Origin of the sequence: Mesorhizobium sp. M0938, from assembly GCF_040319125.1 — a bacterium.
Taxonomy (GTDB): domain Bacteria; phylum Pseudomonadota; class Alphaproteobacteria; order Rhizobiales; family Rhizobiaceae; genus Mesorhizobium; species Mesorhizobium robiniae.
Genome location: NZ_JAMYNS010000006.1, coordinates 297,726 through 316,889 on the forward strand (window position 1 = coordinate 297,726; position 19,164 = coordinate 316,889).

The following is a 19,164-nucleotide window of genomic DNA, read 5'->3' on the forward strand; positions in this document are numbered from 1 at the left end:
ATACGCCATGCCACAACGCAGCCAGATCGCCACGTCGTTCCTGCCTCTGCCCGGTTCGGCGCCGGTCGAATGGCGGATCGAACCCGGCCTCACCGCCTATCCGGATGCGCTTGCCGTAATGGAGGCGCGTGCCGAAGCGATCCGAAGGGGCGCCGCCGGCGAGATGGTCTGGCTGGTCGAGCATCCGCCGCTCTACACTGCCGGCACCAGCGCCCGTATCGAGGACCTGATCGAGCCCGACCGTTTCCCGGTGTTCGCCGCCGGGCGCGGCGGCGAATATACCTATCATGGGCCAGGCCAGCGGGTCGCCTATGTGATGCTCGACCTGAAGCGGCGGCGCGAGGATGTCCGCGCCTTCGTCGCGGCGCTTGAGCAATGGATCATCGGCACGCTCGCCGCCTTCAACGTGCGCGGCGAACGGCGCGAGGACCGCGTCGGCGTCTGGGTGGTGCGGCCGGACCGCCCCGCCCTGGCCGACGGATCGCCGGCCGAGGACAAGATCGCCGCCATCGGCATCAGGTTGAGGCGCTGGGTGAGCTTTCACGGCATCGCCATCAATGTCGAGCCGGATCTCAGCCATTTCAGCGGCATCGTGCCGTGCGGCGTGCAGGATTACGGCGTCACCAGCCTCGTCGACCTCGGCCTTCCCCTGGGGATGGCCGACCTCGATTTCGCGCTGAAATCCGCCTTCGAGGATGTCTTTGGACCCGCCACAGCTCTGCTCGTCGAGACGACCCGAAAGGCTGGCTGACAAAGCAGCACTGAACCACCGAGCTCCGACGCTGCCCTCACCCGTGAAGGCGCTGCCTCACATCGCTCCGATCCAGATCGCCATGGAAATGAGAAACGTGCTCATGCACACCAGTGACACGACATCCTGAACAAGACCGGTCATAACTCTCTCCTGTTTTCAGTATGTTCGTATTTTGTTCTAATTTTGTTCGAATGTCAACGACCGCAATCCGAGCGTGCTGCGAAATTCCGGGCACTCAGTTCGGCAGGGTTAAGGAAAGGTTGAGAGACAGATTTCCGCCGTTTTCGCACGGCCGCGTGTGGGGAAATGCAGCCAGACGGCACGCCGGTGATCAGCCCGTTAGGTGTGTCGAGATTCAGGTCAGCCGGGGTCGAAGACGGGCGCGAAGTGATCAGACTGGGTGGGTTCCGAGAACCGAAACGGAACGGAGCGTACCGTTTGGGCCGTGAGTACAGGAAGCGCAGGAAACCTGCCGCTCGCAGGGCCGGCTGAATATCGATATAGCTAAAGCGGAACAACCTTGCCGTCGGCCAGCGTGACGCGACGGTCCATGCGCGAGGCAAGCTCGTGATTGTGCGTGGCGATCAGCGCCGCCAGCCCCGACTGCCTGACCAGCGCTCCCAGTGCCTCGAACACATAGGAGGCGGTAACCGGATCGAGGTTGCCGGTCGGCTCGTCGGCAAGCAGCACCAGCGGCGCATTGGCGACGGCGCGCGCGATGGCGACGCGCTGCTGCTCGCCGCCGGACAGTTCGGAGGGGCGGTGCTGCGCGCGCTTGCCGATCTGCATATAGTCGAGCAGTTGCGCCGACCGCTCGGCAGCCTCCTTGCGCGTCAGCCCCTTTATCAGTTGCGGCATCATGATGTTTTCCAGCGCCGTGAACTCCGGCAGCAGGTGATGGAACTGATAGACGAAGCCGACATCGTTGCGGCGGATCGCCGTGCGCTCGTCGTCGGAAAGCCGCCCGCAGGCGCGGCCGGCCAGAATCACGTCTCCAGCGTCCGGCCGTTCCAGCAGTCCGGCGGTGTGCAGCAGCGTCGATTTGCCGGTGCCCGAAGGCGCCACGAGCGCCACGATCTCGCCGCGCTTCAGCGAAAAATCGGCGCCGTTGAGGATGGTCAGCTTGCGCGGCCCCTGGACGTAGTGCCGCTCGACGCCCTTCAGCTCGATAATGGCCTCGGCCATCATTCGTACCTCAGCGCTTCGACCGGATCGAGCCTGGCCGCGCGCCATGCCGGAAACAGCGTCGCCAGGAACGACAGCACCAGCGCCATGAGCACCACCGAGATCGTCTCGCTGGCATCCATGCGGGCAGGCAGCTGGCTCAGGAAATAGAGCTCGGGATTGAACAGCCTCTCACCGGCCAGCCAGGAGAAGAACTGGCGGATTCGCTCGACGTTCAGGCAGATGACAACGCCGAGCAGCACGCCGGCGATGGTGCCCACCACGCCGATCGCCGCGCCCGTCATCAGGAAGATGCGCAGGATCGCGCCGCGCGTGGCGCCCATGGTGCGCAGGATGGCGATGTCGTGGCCCTTGTCCTTCACCAGCATGATCAGGCCCGAAATGATGTTGAGCGCCGCCACCAGCACGATCAGCGTCAGGATCATGAACATGACGTTGCGCTCCACTTGCAGCGCATCGAAGAATGTCCTGTTGCGTTCTCGCCAGTCGACCATGGTGATCGGCCGCTGCGACGCTTCCTCGATCTTCGGCTTCAGCGCGTCGACATTGTCGGGATTGTCGACATAGAGCTCGATGGTCTGGGCCCTTCCGTCCATGTTGAAATAGAGCTGCGCTTCCGAAAACGGCATGTAGACGATCGAGCTGTCATATTCCGACATGCCGACCTCGAAGATCGCCGTGACCGGATAACCCTTCATGCGCGGTGTCGTGCCGAGCGGCGTCACGTCGCCGTCAGGCGCGATCAGCGTGATCGTGTCGCCGAGCACAAGACCGAGATTCTCGGCCATGCGGCTGCCGATGGCGACGCCCTCGCTTGTGTCGAAGCCGGCGATCGAGCCCTGCTTGATGTTGTTGGCGACGATAGAAATCTTGCCCAGATCTTCGCCGCGTATGCCGCGCACCAGCGCCCCTGAACCGCCGCCGACATTGCCTTGCGCCAGCACCTGCCCGTCGATCAGCGGAATAGCGTATTTGACGCCGGGCACGCCATTGATGCGGTCGGCAACCTGCGCATAATCCTCCAGCGGCATGTCGAGTGGCTGCACGATCAGATGGCCGTTGACGCCGAGGATGCGCGTCAGGAGTTCGGCGCGAAACCCGTTCATGACAGCCATCACCACGATCAGCGTGGCGACGCCCAGCATGATGCCGAGGAAGGAGATCGAGGCGATGACCGAGATCACCGTCTCCTTGCGGCGCGAGCGCAGATAGCGCCATGCGACCATGCGCTCGAAGACGGAAAAAGGTCCGGCGGCCAGGGGTTTCGCTACTGCCGCTTCGCTCATGCGGCAGGACCGAAGCGCTTCTTCACGTCGGCGATCGGCAGCGTCTCACGCATGCCGGTCCTGCGGTTCTTGATCTCGACCTCGCCGGCGGCCACGCCGCGCGGCCCGACGATCACCTGCCACGGCAGGCCGATCAGGTCGGCGGTGGCGAACTTGCCGCCCGGCCGCTGGTCGGTGTCGTCATAGAGCACGTCCTTGCCGACGGCGACAAACGCCGCATGAAGCTCATCGCAGACGCGGTCGCACTCGGCGTCGCCGGCCTTCATGTTGATCAGGCCGATGTCGAAAGGCGCCACCGCCTCCGGCCAGATGATGCCGTTGTCGTCATGGCTGGCCTCGATGATCGCCGCGACCAGCCGCGTCGGGCCGATGCCGTAGGAACCTCCGGAGGCAAAATGATCCTTGCCGTCGGGGCCGGTCACCTTGGCGCCCATCGGTTTCGAATATTTGTCGCCGAAATGGAATATGTGGCCGACCTCTATGCCGCGCGCCGAGACACGGTCGCTCGTCGCAACCTTCTCCCACGCCGCCTCGTCGTGCATCTCGTCGGTCGCGGCATAGGGCGTCGTCCATATCTTGACGATATCGCCGATGGCGGCATCGTTGGAGAAGTCCGTGTCCGCCCCCGGCACGTCAAGCGCGAGATAGTCGCGATGGCAATAGACCTGGCTCTCGCCGGTGTCGGCCAGGATGATGAATTCGTGGCTGAGGTCGCCGCCAATCGGCCCGGTGTCGGCACGCATCGGGATTGCCTGCAGCCCCATGCGCGTGAACGTCCTGAGATAGGACACGAACATCCTGTTATAAGCCGCCCTGGCGGCTTCGAAGTCGAGATCGAAAGAATAGGCGTCCTTCATCAGGAATTCGCGCGAACGCATGACGCCGAATCGCGGCCGCACCTCGTCGCGGAATTTCCACTGGATGTGATAGAGGTTGAGCGGCAGATCCTTGTACGACTTCACATAGGCGCGGAAAATCTCGGTGACCATCTCCTCGTTGGTGGGCCCATAGAGCATGTCCCGATCTTGCCGGTCCTTGATGCGCAGCATCTCCTTGCCGTAATCGTCATAACGGCCGCTTTCGCGCCACAGCTCGGCCGACTGGATGGTCGGCATCAGGATCTCGAGCGCGCCGGCCCGGTTCTGCTCTTCGCGAATGATCCGGCAGACCTTGTCCAGCACCCGTTTGCCGAGCGGCAGCCAGGAAAAACTGCCTTGCCCCTGCTGGCGGATCATGCCGGCGCGTAGCATCAGCCGGTGCGAGACGATTTCGGCCTCGCGCGGATTTTCTTTAAGGATAGGCAGGAAATAGCGCGACAAACGCATGGACTGGTCCGTGAGAGAGAGTTGCCGCACCGGAATCGGCGCAGCGCTGGCTTGCTTGCCCCGGCTTCATAGCCATTTCATGACCGAATGGAAACCCGCCTCTAGGGCGCCCATTGGGGGCACCCATTGAGGCGCCGCAAAGGTGCCGCAGTGCCGCATCCGACTTGCTGGTCGTTTCGCAAGCAACGCCTGCCATACTATTGTGCAGTGCAGCACGAGATTGCCTATTTCCAGGCAAAATTCTGCGTGACATTTTAACCTGCCTTGGTCTAATGTGCCCCGATAACCGAGAGGGCGGAAAAAAATCTGCCCTCCTACGCGGTCAAAGTCTTGGGAGGATGCGATCTAGGCGCGGTTACTCGCTGCCGCCGGACACCGGAAACAGATCGGACGCGTTTAAATTGCAAGGCCTCGTGCCTTGCATTTTTTTTGTGCAATCATTTGGTTAGCACGACAGATTGCCAAATCAGTTTATCCAGACGTGTCGGTCGAAGATGCGTGACATGCATAAAACAAGAAATTGACGCGCGTAAATATACATTCGCAGGGGTGCGCGGCGCTCTCGCGACAGCTGACAAATCCGGAAGCCGGCTTTGTTTTGCCACCCCATCGGCGCTCGCGTCAGGGGCAACGAATTGTGCATTGCCGGCTAAGCTAGGTCTTGGGGCTCTGGCTAAAGTCTGGCACGATGTGGGGGATGTCGTCGATGCCGAGGCCGAGCCCCCTTGTGATGCCGTAGAAGATGCCAAGAAGAACCATCGTGACGATCGTCGTCCGCAGCGCGGCGCGCAGCATATGCGGTCCGCGAGGCGCGCTGTGCACCGTGCCCAGCGTGACGTCCTGATCCTCGTCCTGCGTTCTCATGCTGAACGGCAGGACGGCGAACAGCACCACCCACCATGTGATGAAGAACAGGGCGATAAACGAAACCCAGCTCATGCTTGCTCCAGTTCGACCAGTGTGCCGAAGAAATCCTTGGGATGCAGGAACAGCACCGGCTTGCCATGCGCGCCGGTCTTCGGGTTGCCGTCGCCGAGGACGCGGGCACCGCTGGCCTTGAGGTGATCACGCGCGGCAAGAATGTCGTCGACCTCATAGCAGACGTGATGCATGCCGCCCGAGGGGTTCTTCTCGAGGAATGCCGCGATCGGCGAACCCTCCCCGAACGGCTCCAGCAATTCGATCTTGGTGTTGCCGACATCGACGAACACCACCGTTACGCCATGCTCAGGCAGCGCCTGCGGCGCGGTCACCCGAGCACCAAGCATATCGCGATAGGCCGCTGTCGCCGCGGCCAGATCCGGCACGGCAAGCGCGACATGGTTCAGGCGTCCGAGCATAAGGTGCTCCCGGTTTAGGGGAGTAAGGAGTAAGGCAGTGGGGAATAGGGAGAAACAGTATCTAGAAGTGCAGACTGTTTGCGCTCCTACCTCCTACTTGCCTATCCCTTACTGCCTTACTCCCCTACTCCCTTGTTCGTCACCGCGTGACGAACACTGTCACCAGCGGCTTCTTGCCCCAAGCTTCGTTGGCCGCGCCGCGGACGGCGCGGCGCACGGCCTCCTGCACGAGGTCGAGGTCTTTTCGGCGCTGACGGGGGATGGAGTCCACGGCGCCGATTGCCGCATCGATCATTAGGTCTTCCAGGCTCTCGCCGCGGGCGTCGGCCTCGGCGACGCCGATGGCGACCAGATCGGGATCGCCGGCGAGTTCATATTTGTCGTCGAGCACGACATTGACCGCGACATGACCGGCAAAGGACAGCTTGCGCCGGTCGCGAATGCCCATCGCCTGGTCGGTGCCGATCAGCCTACCGTCCTTGTAGATACGGCCGAACGGCACCTGATCGATGATCGTGGCAGCACCTGGATAGAGCCTCAGCATGTCGCCGTCGCGCACCTGCGCCACCTGGCCGATGCCCGACGTCGACATCAGCGAGCCCTGCGCCACCAGATGCGCCGCCTCGCCATGCACGGGAACGCCGATCTGTGGGCGCACCCATTCATACATTTTGCGCAACTCGCTGCGGCGCGGATGTCCGGAGACATGCACCAGCGCATCGCCGTCCTCGATGATCTTGATGCCGAGATCGATGAGGCGGTTCTTGATTTCGAGAATCCCCTTCTCGTTGCCGGGAATGGTGCGCGAGGAAAACACCACCGTATCGCCTGATGTCAGCGACACCGACTTCATCTCTTCGCGCGACAGTTTCGCCAGTGCCGCAAGCGGTTCGCCCTGGCTGCCGGTGCAGATGATGACGAGGTTTTCGCGCGGAATGAAGCCAAAATCCTCCTCGGCGATGAATTCGGGCAGCCCGTCCATATAGCCGAGCTCACCGGCAACATCGATGACACGCTTCAGCGAGCGGCCGAGCACCAGGCACTGGCGACCGGCGTCCCTTGCCGCCCTGGCAATGGAGACGATGCGCCCGACATTGGAGGAAAAAGTGGTGACCGCGACACGCCCCTTGGCGCTCTGGATGACGCCCTTGAGGCCTTCGCCCACCGCCACTTCCGATGGCGACTCCCCTTCCCGCAGCGCATTGGTGGAATCGCAGATCAGCGCCAGCACGCCCTTGTCGCCATAGGCGCGGAAGCGGGCCTCGTCGGTCATCGGCCCGATCGTCGGCGCCGGATCGATCTTCCAGTCGCCGGTGTGGATGACGGTGCCGGCCGGCGAGGTGATCGCCAGCGACATCGGCTCGGGTATGGAATGCGCGACGGGAATCGCCTCGATCTCGAACGGGCCGATGGTGAATTTTTCGCCGGCGCGGTAGATCGTCAACGGGATTTTCGGTGCGCCTTGCTCGCCCTGCCGCTTGGCTTCCAGCAGTCCGGCGCCGAACGGCGTCATCCAGACCGGCGCCTTGAGCTTCGGCCATGTGTCGAGCAGCGCGCCGTAATGATCCTCATGCGCGTGCGTGATGACGATGCCGCGCAGATTGGCGATGTTCTCCTCGATAAAGCGCGTGTCGGGCAGCACCAGGTCGACGCCGGGCAGGCTGGCATCGGGAAAGGTGACGCCGACGTCGACGACGATCCATTCGCGCGCATTGGCCGGCCCATAGCCATAGAGGGCGAAGTTCATGCCGATCTCGCCGACGCCGCCTAGCGGCACGAAGACGAGTTCGGCGTTTTCAGCTTTCGCCATGATCTTTCCTTTCCTGGCCGGTCAAACCAAGCCCATCAAATCTAGGGCCCGTCAAACCTGGGCCCGTCAAACCTGAGCCGACGCGACCGCGCCAAAATGCACATCGCCGGCGGCGATCGTCAGAACCGAACCCTCATCGTCGCGGATCACGAAACGGCAGTCCTCGTCAATGGTCTCGAACGTGCCGCGCACCACATTACCGTCAATTCTGACAGCAACCTGCCCGCCAAGCCCTGCCGCGCGCGCCAGCCAGCGCCGCCTGACGGCAGAAAGCCCGCGCCCCTCATTCCATAGCCGCGCATTCTCGCTCCAGGCATCCGACAGCGCCAGAAACAACGTCTCGGCATCGCAGGCAGCGCCCAGCGCGTTGAGCGATGTCGCGGGATAAGGCAAATCCTCTGGGTATGCCACAACATTGACGCCGATGCCGACCGCCACTGCGAAGCGATCGCCTTCAAGCATTGCCGATTCCAGCAGGATGCCGGCAAGCTTGGCACCGGAGGCGAGCACGTCGTTCGGCCATTTCAGCTCGAAACGGTTCTTCCCATCGCTGCCGCCGTCGAGGCCGATTGCTATCCTGCCCTTCGGCACGACGGCGTCGAGCGCATCGGCAAGCGCCAGGCCGGCAACGAAGCCGAGCGTCGCGGCCAAGCGAAGATCGGCATTGGTGACCACCAGCAGCGTCGCCGCAAGATTGCCCTCGGGCGTCGCCCACACCCGGCCGCGCCGGCCACGCCCGCTTTCCTGTTTTTTCGAAACGACCCAGAGCTTGCCCGGGTCTCCCGCTCGCGCATGCTCCAGCGCCAGCGCATTGGTGGAACCGACCGTGTCATGTGCCTCGAGCCGGAACCCTTCCGACGCCGCTGTTGGGGCCAGCCGAAATGCCATCCTGTCAGAAAAATGTCTTGGCGGCGGCTTCGGCATAGGTGCCGATCGGCCCGCCGATCAGCACGTAGAACAGCACGAAGGCGCCGCAGACGCCGAGCACGACGCGAAGCTCGGTCGCCATCGGCACGAAGCCGCCGACCGGTTCGTCGAACCACATGATCTTGATGATGCGCAGATAATAATAGGCGCCCACCACCGAGGCCAGCACGCCGATGATCGCCAGCGCGTAGAGATTGGCATTGATGGCGGCGAGGAACACGTACCACTTCCCCCAGAAGCCGGCGAGCGGCGGGATGCCGGCCAGCGAGAACATCAGGATGGTGAGGATCGTCGCCATGATCGGATTGGTCGACGACAGGCCGGCCAGATCGCCGATCTGCTCGACATTGCCCTCCTTGCGCCGCATGGCGAGGATGAAGGCGAAGGTGCCGAGCGTCATCACCAGATAGATCAGCATGTAGATGGCGACGCCACGCACGCCGGCCTGGCTGTTGGCGGCGAGGCCGACCAGCGCGTAGCCCATATGGCCAATCGAGGAATAGGCCATCAGTCGCTTGATGTTGGTCTGGCCGATGGCCGCGAAGGCGCCGAGAGCCATCGAGGCGATCGAGATGAAGACGACGATCTGCTGCCAGTCGGCGGCGATCGGTTTGAACGCACCCATGGTGACCCGCACGATCAGCGCCATCGCCGCCATTTTCGGCGCCGCCGCCAGGAAGGCCGTCACCGGTGTCGGGGCGCCTTCATACACGTCGGGCGTCCACATGTGGAACGGCACCGCCGATATCTTGAAGGCAAGGCCGGCCAGCACGAAGACCAGGCCGAAGACGAGGCCGAGCTGCCGCTCGCCGCCGCCCAGCGCCGTGGCAATCTCCTGGAACCCGGTGTTGCCGGTATAGCCGTAGACCAGACTGATGCCGTAAAGCAGCATGCCCGACGACAGCGCGCCGAGGACGAAATATTTCAGCCCCGCCTCGGTCGAGCGCAGATTGTCGCGGTTGATCGCCGCCAGCACATAGATCGCCAGCGACTGCAATTCGAGGCCGAGATAGAGCCCGATCATGCCGTTGGCCGAGATCATCAGCATCATGCCGAGCGTGCACAGCAAGATCAGCACCGGATATTCGAATTTGTCGAAATGCTCCGCCTTGGCGAAGCGCATCGACATGACCAACGTCACCGCCGACCCGATCAGCGCCAGCACCTTCATGAAACGGGCGAAGGGATCCTGGACGAAGGCTTCGCCGTAAGCGGTGCCCTGCCCGGTGGAAAAGATCGTCCATACGCCGGCAACCATCAGGACGGCGACGGCAAGGCCGCTCACCGTGGTTGTCGTATTGGCGCGCGAATAGGCGCCCAGCATCAGGAGCGCCAGGGCGCCGATGGCGAGGATCAGCTCTGGTGTCGAGAGCGACAGGCTGGAGAGAAGGTCCGGCGTCATGGTTCGCAAACTTCCCAGTCAGTTCGCCGCCGCGGTCTGCGCGGCGTCGATGGATGCGGTGACATTGGTGACCAGCGCCTTGACCGATTCGGCAGTCGCGTCGAAGACCGGCGCCGGGTAGACGCCGAAAAAGATGACCAGCACGACCAGCGGATAGATGATCACCTTCTCGCGCGCCGACAGGTCGAGCAGGTTTTTCAAGCTGTCCTTGGTCAGCGCGCCAAAGATCACCCGGCGATAGAGCCAGAGCGCATAGGCCGCCGACAGGACAACGCCGGTGGCGGCGAAGAACGCTACCCAGGTGTTGACCCGGAACACGCCGAGCATGGTCAGGAACTCGCCAACGAAGCCGCTGGTGCCAGGCAGGCCGACATTGGCCATGGTGAAGATCATGAACACGGTGGCGTATTTCGGCATGTTGTTGACCAACCCGCCATAGGCGTCGATGTCGCGTGTGTGCATGCGGTCGTAGATGACGCCGACACAGAGGAACAGTGCGCCGGAGACGAGGCCGTGCGACAGCATCTGGAAGATCGCCCCCTGGACGCCTTCCTGGTTCATCGCGAAGATGCCCATGGTGACGAAGCCCATATGAGCGACCGACGAATAGGCAATCAGCTTCTTCATGTCCTCCTGCATCAGCGCCACCAGCGAGGTGTAGATGATAGCGACGACGGACAGCGCGAAGACCAGCGGCGCGAACATCTCCGAGGCGATCGGAAACATCGGCAGAGAGAAGCGCAGGAAGCCGTATCCGCCCATCTTCAGCAGGATGGCGGCCAGGATCACCGAACCGGCCGTCGGCGCCTCGACATGGGCATCCGGCAGCCAGGTGTGCACCGGCCACATCGGCATCTTCACGGCGAACGACGCGAAGAAGGCCAGCCATAGCCAGGTCTGCATGGTGGCCGGGAAGTTGTGCGTCAGCAGCGTCGGGATGTCGGTGGTGCCGGACTGGAAGAACATCGCCATGATGGCGAGCAGCATCAGCACCGAGCCGGCCAGCGTGTAGAGGAAGAACTTGAACGAGGCGTAGACGCGCCGCTTGCCGCCCCACACGCCGATGATGATGAACATCGGGATCAGGCCGGCTTCGAAGAAGACGTAGAACAAAACGATATCAAGCGCGCAGAACACGCCGATCATCAGCGTCTCCAGCAACAGGAAGGCGATCATGTAGGCCTTGACGCGCTTCTCGATCGATTCCCACGAAGCCAGGATGCAGAGCGGCATCAGGAAGGTGGTCAGGATGACGAACAGCATGGAGATGCCGTCGACGCCCATATGGTAGGAGATGCCGGAATCCAGCCAGGCAACCTTCTCGACGAACTGGAAGCCGGGCTCGGAATTATCAAAGCCGGTCCAGATGAACAGCGAGATGATGAAGGTGATGCTGGTCGTCCACAAAGCGATGGCGCGAATGTTGCGGCGGGCATTTTCGCTGTCGTCACGCACGAACAGGATGAGCAGCACACCAACCAGCGGCAGGAAGGTGACCAGCGAGAGGATCGGCCAGGCGGTCATCAGAGCATCATCCAGGTGACGAATGCGGCAACGCCGATCAGCATGGCGAAGGCATAGTGATAGAGATAGCCGGTCTGCAGCTTGACGACCCGGTTGGTGACGTCAACGACGCGCGCCGAAATGCCGTCCGGACCGAGCCCGTCGATGACGGTGCCGTCGCCGGTCTTCCACAGGAAGTGGCCCAGGCGTTTTGCCGGCCGCACGAACAGGAAGTCGTAGAGCTCGTCGAAATACCATTTGTTGAGCAGGAAGGCGTAGAGCCCGCGATGCTGCGCCGCCAGGTTCTTCGGCATCTCCGGCGCGCGGATGTAGAATTGCCAGGCAATCGCAAAGCCGATCAGCATGGCGACGAACGGCGCCAGCTTCACCCACAACGGCACTTCATGCATGTCGTGCAGGATGTGGTTTTCCGGCAGCGTGAACAGCGACGCCTTCCAGAACTCGGCATAGCCCTCGCCGATGAAGGCGCCATGGAAGATCACGCCGGCGAACAGAGCGCCCACCGCCAGGATGAACAGCGGCACCAGCATGACCGGCGGCGATTCATGGACATGGTGCATCACCTCGTGGCTCGCCCGCGGCTGGCCGTGGAAGGTCATGAAGATCAGCCGCCAGGAATAGAAGCTGGTGAAGCAGGCGGCGACGACCAGCAGCACGAAGGCAAGGCCGGCGACCGGATTGTGCGCGGCAAAGGCACTTTCGATGATCGCGTCCTTGGAGAAGAAGCCGGCGGTGCCGATGACCGTCACCGGAATGCCGACGCCGGTCAGCGCCAGCGTGCCGATCACCATCATCCAGTAGGTCTTCGGGATAAGCGTCCTGAGGCCGCCCATATTGCGCATGTCCTGCTCGTCGGAAACGGCGTGGATCACCGAGCCTGAGCCGAGGAACAGCAGCGCCTTGAAGAAGGCATGCGTGAACAGGTGGAAGATCGCCGCGCCGTAGGCGCCCACGCCGAGCGCCACGAACATATAACCGAGCTGCGAGCAGGTCGAATAGGCGATGACGCGCTTGATGTCGTTCTGGACGAGGCCGACGGTCGCCGCGAAGAAGGCGGTGAAGGCGCCAATAAAGGTGACCACGATCAGCGCCGAATGCGACAGTTCGAACAGCGGCGACAGCCGCGCCAGCATGAATACGCCGGCGGTCACCATGGTGGCGGCATGGATAAGCGCCGAGACCGGCGTCGGGCCTTCCATGGCGTCAGGCAGCCAGGTGTGCAGCGGCACCTGTGCCGACTTGCCCATGGCGCCCATGAACAAAAGCAGGCAAACGACGGTCATCGCAGCCTGCTTGTCGAGCGCATAGCCGAGGAAAGTCAGCACGGCAGCACCCTGCGGTGCGCCTTCGGCCGGGATGAACGTCGCCGCATTGGCGAAGATGGTGCCGAGATTGACTGAGCCGAACAGCACGAACACGCCGAAGATGCCGAGCGCAAAGCCGAAATCGCCGACGCGGTTGACGACGAAGGCCTTGATCGCGGCGGCATTGGCCGACGGCTTCTTGTACCAGAAGCCGATCAGCAGATAGGAGGCGAGACCGACCCCTTCCCAGCCGAAGAACATCTGCACGAGGTTGTCCGATGTCACCAGCATCAGCATGGCGAAGGTGAACAGCGACAGATAGGCGAAGAAGCGCGGCCGGTTCGGGTCGTGATGCATGTAGCCGATCGAGTAGATGTGGACCAGCGCCGACACCGTGTTGACCACGACCAGCATCACCACCGTCAGGGTGTCGATCCTGAGCGCCCATGCGGCCTCTAACCCGCCCGACTGGATCCAGCGCATCACCGGCACGGTGAATACCTCGCCCTCGCCGAAGCCGACCGAGAAGAAGGCGACCCACGACAGCACGGCTGATATCACCAGGAAGCCGGAGGTGATGTATTCGGACGCCTTGGCGCCGAGCGACGTGCCGAACAGGCCGACGATCAGGAAGCCGAGCAGCGGAAGGAAGACGATGGCCTGATACATGGTGGTTTCCGTCAACCCTTCATCATGTTCACGTCTTCGACCGCGATCGAACCGCGGTTGCGGAAGAAGACGACGAGAATGGCGAGGCCGATCGCCGCTTCAGCCGCCGCGACCGTCAGCACGAACAGCGCAAATACCTGTCCGACGAGATCGCCGAGTGCTGCCGAGAAGGCGACGAAATTGATGTTGACCGCGAGCAGGATCAGCTCGATCGACATCAGGATGACGATGATGTTCCTGCGATTGAGGAAAATGCCGAACACGCCGAGCGTGAACAGGATCGCCGATACGGTCAGATAATGTGCGATGCCGACGGTCATCTCAGATTCCTTCGCCCGTCTTGACCTTGCGGATTTCCATTCCCGTTGCCGGCGTGCGGCCGACCTGGGCAGCGATCGACTGCCGCTTGACGCCCGGCTTATGGCGCAGCGTCAGCACGATGGCGCCGATCATGGCGACCAGCAGTATGAGGCCCGCAACCTGGAAGTAGTAGAGGTAGTCGGTATAGAGGATGTCGCCGAGCGCTGCCGTGTTCGAGCGCGCGGCAAGGTCCGGAATGGGCTTTGAGACCGTCGCGGCCAGTTGCGGCGCGAACGTATAGCCGCCGAGCACGACGATCAGCTCAGCCGCCAGGATCAGCCCGACCAGCGCGCCGATCGGGGCGTATTGCAGGGCGCCTTCCTTCATTTCGGCGAAGTCGACGTCGAGCATCATGACGACGAACAGGAACAGCACCATGACCGCGCCGACATAGACGACGAGCAGGATCATCGCCAGGAACTCGGCGCCGGTCAGCATGAACAGGCCCGCGGCGTTGAAGAAGGTCAGGATCAGGAACAGGACCGAATGCACCGGATTGCGCGCCGAAATGACCATGAACGCCGACGCCACCGCGATAAAGGCGAAGAGGTAGAAAAAGGCCGCCTCTAGTCCGTTCAGCATGGGTTCCCCCGGTTCCTGTCCAAACAGGACGTTCGTCCTGTTCGATGTTTGCCACCGCCTCCGGCCGGCAAGTTGCGTTGTCCTATCGCATGTTTCGATCGGGTTGGAAGACCCGATCGAAAGAAAAACATGCGACACTTTTCAATTCCGGAGGATGATCTTGTCCGAAAAGTCTGCACCTTTTCGGGATCATCCTCTGAACGAGGCCCTCGCCCCGTCCATGCGTCAAATGTCAGCGGTACGGCGCATCCAGCGAGAGGTTGCGCGCCAGTTCGCGCTCCCAGCGGTCGCCATTGGCCAGCAGCTTGTCCTTGTCGTAATAAAGTTCCTCGCGCGTCTCGGTCGCGAATTCGAAATTCGGCCCCTCGACGATGGCGTCGACCGGGCAGGCCTCCTGGCAGAAGCCGCAATAGATGCACTTCACCATATCGATGTCGTAGCGCACGGTGCGGCGCGTGCCGTCGTTGCGGCGCGGGCCGGCCTCGATGGTGATAGCTTGCGCCGGGCAGATCGCCTCGCACAATTTGCAGGCGATGCAGCGTTCCTCGCCGTTCGGATAGCGGCGTAGCGCATGCTCGCCGCGGAAGCGCGGGCTCACCGGCCCCTTCTCGTGCGGATAGTTGATCGTCTCCTTCGGCGCGAAGAACTGGCGCATCGACAGGAAGAAGGCGCTGACGAAGTCCTGCAAGAGCAGTGACTTTGCGGCTTGGGATAGAGCGGACATCACGCAAACCCCGTGATCTTGAGGAACGCGGCGACGATCACCACCATCGCCAGCGAGATCGGCAGGAAGACCTTCCAGCCGAGCCGCATCAGCTGGTCGTAGCGATAGCGCGGCACGAAGGCCTTCACCATGGAGATCATGAAGAACACCAGGCAGACCTTGAGCACGAACCAGATCAGGCCCGGCACCCAGGTGAAGGGAGCGAAATCGAAAGGAGGCAGCCAGCCGCCGAGGAACAGGATGGTGGCCAGCGCGCACATCAAGACGATGGCGACATACTCGCCGAGGAAGAACAGCAGGAACGGCGTCGACGAATATTCGACCATGTGGCCGGCGACGAGTTCCGATTCTGCTTCCACAAGGTCGAAAGGCGGCCGGTTCGTCTCGGCCAGCGCCGAGATGAAGAAGATGACGAACATCGGGAACAGCGACAGCCAATGCCAGTCGAGGAAGGTGTTGGGCAGGCCAACCCGCGTACCCAGCCCATCCTGCTGCGACAGCACGATGTCGGACAGGTTGAGCGAGCCGACGCAAAGCAGCACGGTGACGATGACGAAACCGATCGAGACTTCGTAGGATACCATTTGCGCCGCCGAGCGCAGCGCGCCGAGGAACGGATATTTCGAGTTGGACGCCCAGCCGCCCATGATCACGCCATAGACCTCGAGCGAGGAGATGGCGAAGACATAGAGGATGCCGACATTGACGTTGGCGATCGCCCAGCCCTCATTGACCGGAATAACCGCCCAGGCCGAGATCGCCAGCACCGCCGACACCAGCGGCGCCAGCAGAAAAACGCCCTTGTTGGCGCCGGACGGGATCACCGGTTCCTTGAACACGAACTTCAGCAGGTCGGCGAAAGCCTGCAGCGTGCCCCATGGGCCGACGACGTTCGGGCCACGGCGCAACTGCACCGCCGCCCAGATCTTGCGGTCCGCGTACAGGATGTAGGCGACGAAGATCAACAACACGACGATCAGCACGACCGACTTCAACAGGATGATCAGCGCCGGCAGCACGTAGAAGGAGAAGAAGGTGTCCATGCTTATTCCGCCGCCTGCCTGAAGCCGTTTTTCGCCAGCGCCGAGCATTCCGCCATCACGGCGGAAGCCCGCGCGATCGGGTTGGTCAGGTAGAAATCCTTGACCGGCGAGGTGAAGGCGCCCTTGTTCAGCCGCCCGCCGAGCTTCGCCACGTTGGCGATATCGTCAGCATTGCCGGCCGCGACCTGGTCGATGCGGGCGAGATGCGGGTATTCCGAGTAGAGCTTTGCGCGAAGCTGCGGCAGCGAATCGAACGGCAGTTTCTTATCAAGCACATCCGACAGCGCCCGCAGGATCGCCCAGTCCTCGCGCGCATCGCCCGGCGCAAAGCCGGCGCGGTTGGTCTGCTGCACGCGGCCCTCGGTGTTGACGTAGGTGCCCGACTTTTCAGTGTAAGCGGCAGCCGGCAGGATGACGTTGGCGCGGTGCGCGCCCTGATCACCATGCGTGCCGATATAGACGACGAAGGCGCCGCCGGTCTTGGCCATGTCGATCTCGTCGGCGCCGAGCAGGAACAGCACGTCCGTATCGCCCAGCATGCCGGCGACGTCCTTGCCGCCCTCGCCCGGCACGAAGCCGACATCGAGACCGCCGACACGCCCCGCCGCAGTGTGCAGCACGGCAAAGCCGTTCCAGTCGGCCCTCTCGGCGTTGACGGCCAGGCTAAGCTTCGCCGCCTGGCCAAGCACGGCCGCGCCATCGGCCCGTGCCAGTGCGCCCTGGCCGACGATGATAAGCGGATGCGTCGCTTTCTTCAGCACCTCGAAGAACTTGCCGTTGCCGTCGGCCAGATCCTTCAGCGATTCCGGTCCGGCGCCGAGCTGCTCATAGTCGTAGCGCGTGTCGCCGACATCGCCGATCACACCGACCGGCAGGTTGCCGACCCGCCAGCGCTTGCGGATGCGGGCGTTGAGCAAGGACGCCTCGAAGCGCGGATTGGCGCCGATGATCAGCACCGCATCGGCCTGCTCGATGCCCTCGATGGTCGGGTTGAAGATATAGCTTGCCCGGCCGAGCGACGGATCGAGCGCGGCACCATCCTGACGGCAGTCGGTGTTCTTCGAGCCGAGCGAGGCCATCAGCAGCTTCAGCGCATAGATTTCCTCGACGGCGGCGAGATCGCCTGCAATGGCGCCGATCTTGTCCGGCGCTGCGTTCGACACCGCGTTCTTGATCGCGGAGAAAGCCTCGGCCCAGCTTGCCGGGGCCAGCTTGCCGTCCTTGCGTACGTATGGCCGGTCGAGGCGCTGGGTGCGCAAGCCGTCCCAGATGAAGCGGGTCTTGTCGGAAATCCACTCCTCGTTCACCGCCTCGTTGGTGCGCGGCAGGATGCGCATCACCTCGCGGCCTCTCGAATCGACGCGGATCGCCGAACCGACGGCATCCATCACGTCGATGGATTCGGTCTTGGTCAGCTCCCACGGCCGCGCCTGGAAGGCGTAGGGTTTGGAGGTCAGCGCACCGACCGGGCAAAGGTCGATGACGTTGCCTTGCAGTTCCGAGGTCATCGCGCTTTCGAGATAGGTGGTGATCTCGGCGTCCTCGCCGCGGCCGATCAGGCCGAGCTCGGAAATGCCGGCAATTTCGGTGGTGAAGCGGACGCAGCGCGTGCAATGGATGCAGCGGTTCATGATCGTCTTGACCAGCGGCCCAATATATTTGTCTTCGACCGCCCGCTTGTTCTCGTGATAGCGCGAGGAATCGACGCCGAACGCCATCGCCTGGTCCTGCAGGTCGCATTCGCCACCCTGGTCGCAGATCGGGCAATCGAGCGGATGGTTGATCAGCAGGAATTCCATCACGCCTTCCCTGGCCTTCTTGACCATCGGCGTGTTGGTGAAGATTTCCGGCGTTTCGCCATTCGGGCCGGGACGCAGATCGCGCACGCCCATGGCACAGGACGCCTGCGGCTTGGGCGGCCCGCCCTTCACCTCGATCAGGCACATGCGGCAATTGCCGGCGATCGACAGCCGCTCATGGAAGCAGAAGCGCGGCACTTCCGCGCCGGCGTCCTCGGCCGCCTGCAGCAGCGTGTAGTGGTCGGGTACAGTAATCTCTTTCCCGTCGACCTTGAGCTTTGCCATGTCGTCTCAAACCCCTGCGGACGTTCCGCAATCTTTCTTTCCGGGCCACAGCCGAAGCCGCGCCACGTATTCAATTCAATGTTTGGCCTCGGCCAACGCCGCCGCCTGACCAAGCCAGTCGTCGCGGTTGATGCGGCCGTTGAACGACAGATAATCGTCGACCCAGGCGATCTCTTCCGGCGTCCATGCCGCGATCTGGCCATACGTCCAGATGCCCAAGCCGTTCAGCACCTTTTCCAGCTTCGGCCCGATGCCGGATATCGCCTTGAGATCGGCCGGATTTGCCGGCCTTTCCATGGCTTTGGGCTGCTTGAAATCCTCCGGCATCAACCTGGTCGGCTCGGCAGCCGTATCCACCACGCTCCGTGCATCATCCATGCTGTTTGCCGCTATGTCATTCACGTCCCTGGCGAAGGACTGCGCCTCGGCAATCAAGGTTTTCGTCGCCGCGCGCGCCTTGGTCGAGGAACTCGTTCCTGTCTCGGAAAAGCGTTCGACCCTGGCCTCGAAATCGTCGACGATCGGCTGAAAGAGGCGCTGCGAGGCCTCGGCGGCGCCCGAGAGCGCGCCCATCCAAACGCCGAAGGCATGATTGGCAAGCCCGATGCCGAGCGCCGACATCGCTGCCGCACCCGCGACAGGGTGCGCCAGGAGATTGACGGCGTTCGCCATCTCCTTCGGCATCATCCTGGTCAGGTCCTGGTTCATCTTCTCGAACGGGTCCAAATCTGGCATCAAATGATCGGGTCTCGAATGCAGCGACATTGGTGGTCTCCTAGTCGTTTCTTCCGTTGCCCCGAGCCTGCTTCCTCAAATCGGGCGTTTGCCCGTATTCCAAATCGGGC

Annotated in this window: 17 protein-coding genes; 1 reads left to right on the top strand and 16 read right to left on the bottom strand. The window is 62.6% G+C overall.

The genetic code is table 11. The annotated features are described in order from the left end of the window. Nucleotides 1-7: 7 nt before the first annotated feature. Entirely contained in the window at nucleotides 8-751 is a 744-nt protein-coding gene (lipB, locus tag NKH73_RS13320; RefSeq protein ID WP_352932028.1) for a lipoyl(octanoyl) transferase LipB, read from the top strand. A 507-nt stretch (nucleotides 752-1,258) separates the two neighbouring features. Here the strand turns inward: lipB and NKH73_RS13325 are convergent. From NKH73_RS13325 to NKH73_RS13400, 16 genes are all read right to left on the bottom strand, one after another. Further along, entirely contained in the window at nucleotides 1,259-1,942 is a 684-nt protein-coding gene (locus NKH73_RS13325; RefSeq protein ID WP_352932030.1) for an ABC transporter ATP-binding protein, read from the bottom strand. Next, complete coding sequence (locus NKH73_RS13330) at nucleotides 1,939-3,225, bottom strand: lipoprotein-releasing ABC transporter permease subunit (protein ID WP_352932032.1); 1,287 nt, start codon at nucleotides 3,223-3,225, stop codon at nucleotides 1,939-1,941. The genes NKH73_RS13325 and NKH73_RS13330 overlap by 4 nt, the downstream gene beginning before the upstream one ends. Next, a complete protein-coding gene (proS, locus tag NKH73_RS13335) occupies nucleotides 3,222-4,550 on the bottom strand; it encodes a proline--tRNA ligase (protein WP_352932034.1) in 1,329 nt (442 codons plus the stop codon). The genes NKH73_RS13330 and proS overlap by 4 nt, the downstream gene beginning before the upstream one ends. 654 nt (nucleotides 4,551-5,204) lie before the next feature. Further along, a complete protein-coding gene (locus NKH73_RS13340) occupies nucleotides 5,205-5,489 on the bottom strand; it encodes a DUF1467 family protein (protein ID WP_352932037.1) in 285 nt (94 codons plus the stop codon). After that, nucleotides 5,486-5,890 carry a methylmalonyl-CoA epimerase gene (gene mce, locus NKH73_RS13345; protein ID WP_352932039.1) on the bottom strand — a complete coding sequence of 135 codons (405 nt, stop codon included), beginning with the start codon at nucleotides 5,888-5,890 and terminating at the stop codon, nucleotides 5,486-5,488. Before mce ends, NKH73_RS13340 begins: the two co-directional genes overlap by 4 nt. A gap of 139 nt (nucleotides 5,891-6,029) precedes the next feature. Continuing rightward, entirely contained in the window at nucleotides 6,030-7,700 is a 1,671-nt protein-coding gene (locus NKH73_RS13350) for a ribonuclease J (RefSeq protein WP_352932042.1), read from the bottom strand. A gap of 66 nt (nucleotides 7,701-7,766) precedes the next feature. Continuing rightward, nucleotides 7,767-8,588 carry a biotin--[acetyl-CoA-carboxylase] ligase gene (locus tag NKH73_RS13355; RefSeq protein ID WP_352932044.1) on the bottom strand — a complete coding sequence of 274 codons (822 nt, stop codon included), beginning with the start codon at nucleotides 8,586-8,588 and terminating at the stop codon, nucleotides 7,767-7,769. A 4-nt stretch (nucleotides 8,589-8,592) separates the two neighbouring features. Further along, nucleotides 8,593-10,029, bottom strand: coding sequence for an NADH-quinone oxidoreductase subunit NuoN (gene nuoN / locus NKH73_RS13360; RefSeq protein ID WP_352932046.1), 1,437 nt, complete (start codon nucleotides 10,027-10,029; stop codon nucleotides 8,593-8,595). Nucleotides 10,030-10,047: 18 nt separating this feature from the next. Then, nucleotides 10,048-11,553 (bottom strand): NADH-quinone oxidoreductase subunit M, encoded by a 1,506-nt coding sequence (locus tag NKH73_RS13365; protein WP_352932048.1) that lies wholly within the window; start codon nucleotides 11,551-11,553, stop codon nucleotides 10,048-10,050. Continuing rightward, nucleotides 11,553-13,526 carry an NADH-quinone oxidoreductase subunit L gene (gene nuoL / locus NKH73_RS13370; RefSeq protein WP_352932050.1) on the bottom strand — a complete coding sequence of 658 codons (1,974 nt, stop codon included), beginning with the start codon at nucleotides 13,524-13,526 and terminating at the stop codon, nucleotides 11,553-11,555. Before nuoL ends, NKH73_RS13365 begins: the two co-directional genes overlap by 1 nt. Before the next feature lie 11 nt (nucleotides 13,527-13,537). Continuing rightward, nucleotides 13,538-13,846 carry an NADH-quinone oxidoreductase subunit NuoK gene (nuoK, locus tag NKH73_RS13375; protein ID WP_006335669.1) on the bottom strand — a complete coding sequence of 103 codons (309 nt, stop codon included), beginning with the start codon at nucleotides 13,844-13,846 and terminating at the stop codon, nucleotides 13,538-13,540. Between the two features lies 1 nt (nucleotide 13,847). Continuing rightward, complete coding sequence (locus NKH73_RS13380) at nucleotides 13,848-14,468, bottom strand: NADH-quinone oxidoreductase subunit J (protein WP_352932053.1); 621 nt, start codon at nucleotides 14,466-14,468, stop codon at nucleotides 13,848-13,850. 232 nt (nucleotides 14,469-14,700) lie between these two features. After that, nucleotides 14,701-15,192 (bottom strand): NADH-quinone oxidoreductase subunit NuoI, encoded by a 492-nt coding sequence (gene nuoI / locus NKH73_RS13385; protein ID WP_352932055.1) that lies wholly within the window; start codon nucleotides 15,190-15,192, stop codon nucleotides 14,701-14,703. Beyond that, nucleotides 15,192-16,235, bottom strand: coding sequence for an NADH-quinone oxidoreductase subunit NuoH (gene nuoH, locus NKH73_RS13390; RefSeq protein ID WP_095483491.1), 1,044 nt, complete (start codon nucleotides 16,233-16,235; stop codon nucleotides 15,192-15,194). Before nuoH ends, nuoI begins: the two co-directional genes overlap by 1 nt. Before the next feature lie 2 nt (nucleotides 16,236-16,237). Continuing rightward, nucleotides 16,238-18,319, bottom strand: a complete 2,082-nt coding sequence (nuoG, locus tag NKH73_RS13395) for an NADH-quinone oxidoreductase subunit NuoG (RefSeq protein ID WP_352932057.1) — start codon at nucleotides 18,317-18,319, stop codon at nucleotides 16,238-16,240. Between the two features lie 75 nt (nucleotides 18,320-18,394). Continuing rightward, nucleotides 18,395-19,084, bottom strand: coding sequence for a helix-hairpin-helix domain-containing protein (locus tag NKH73_RS13400; RefSeq protein WP_352932058.1), 690 nt, complete (start codon nucleotides 19,082-19,084; stop codon nucleotides 18,395-18,397). Nucleotides 19,085-19,164 lie beyond the last annotated feature (80 nt).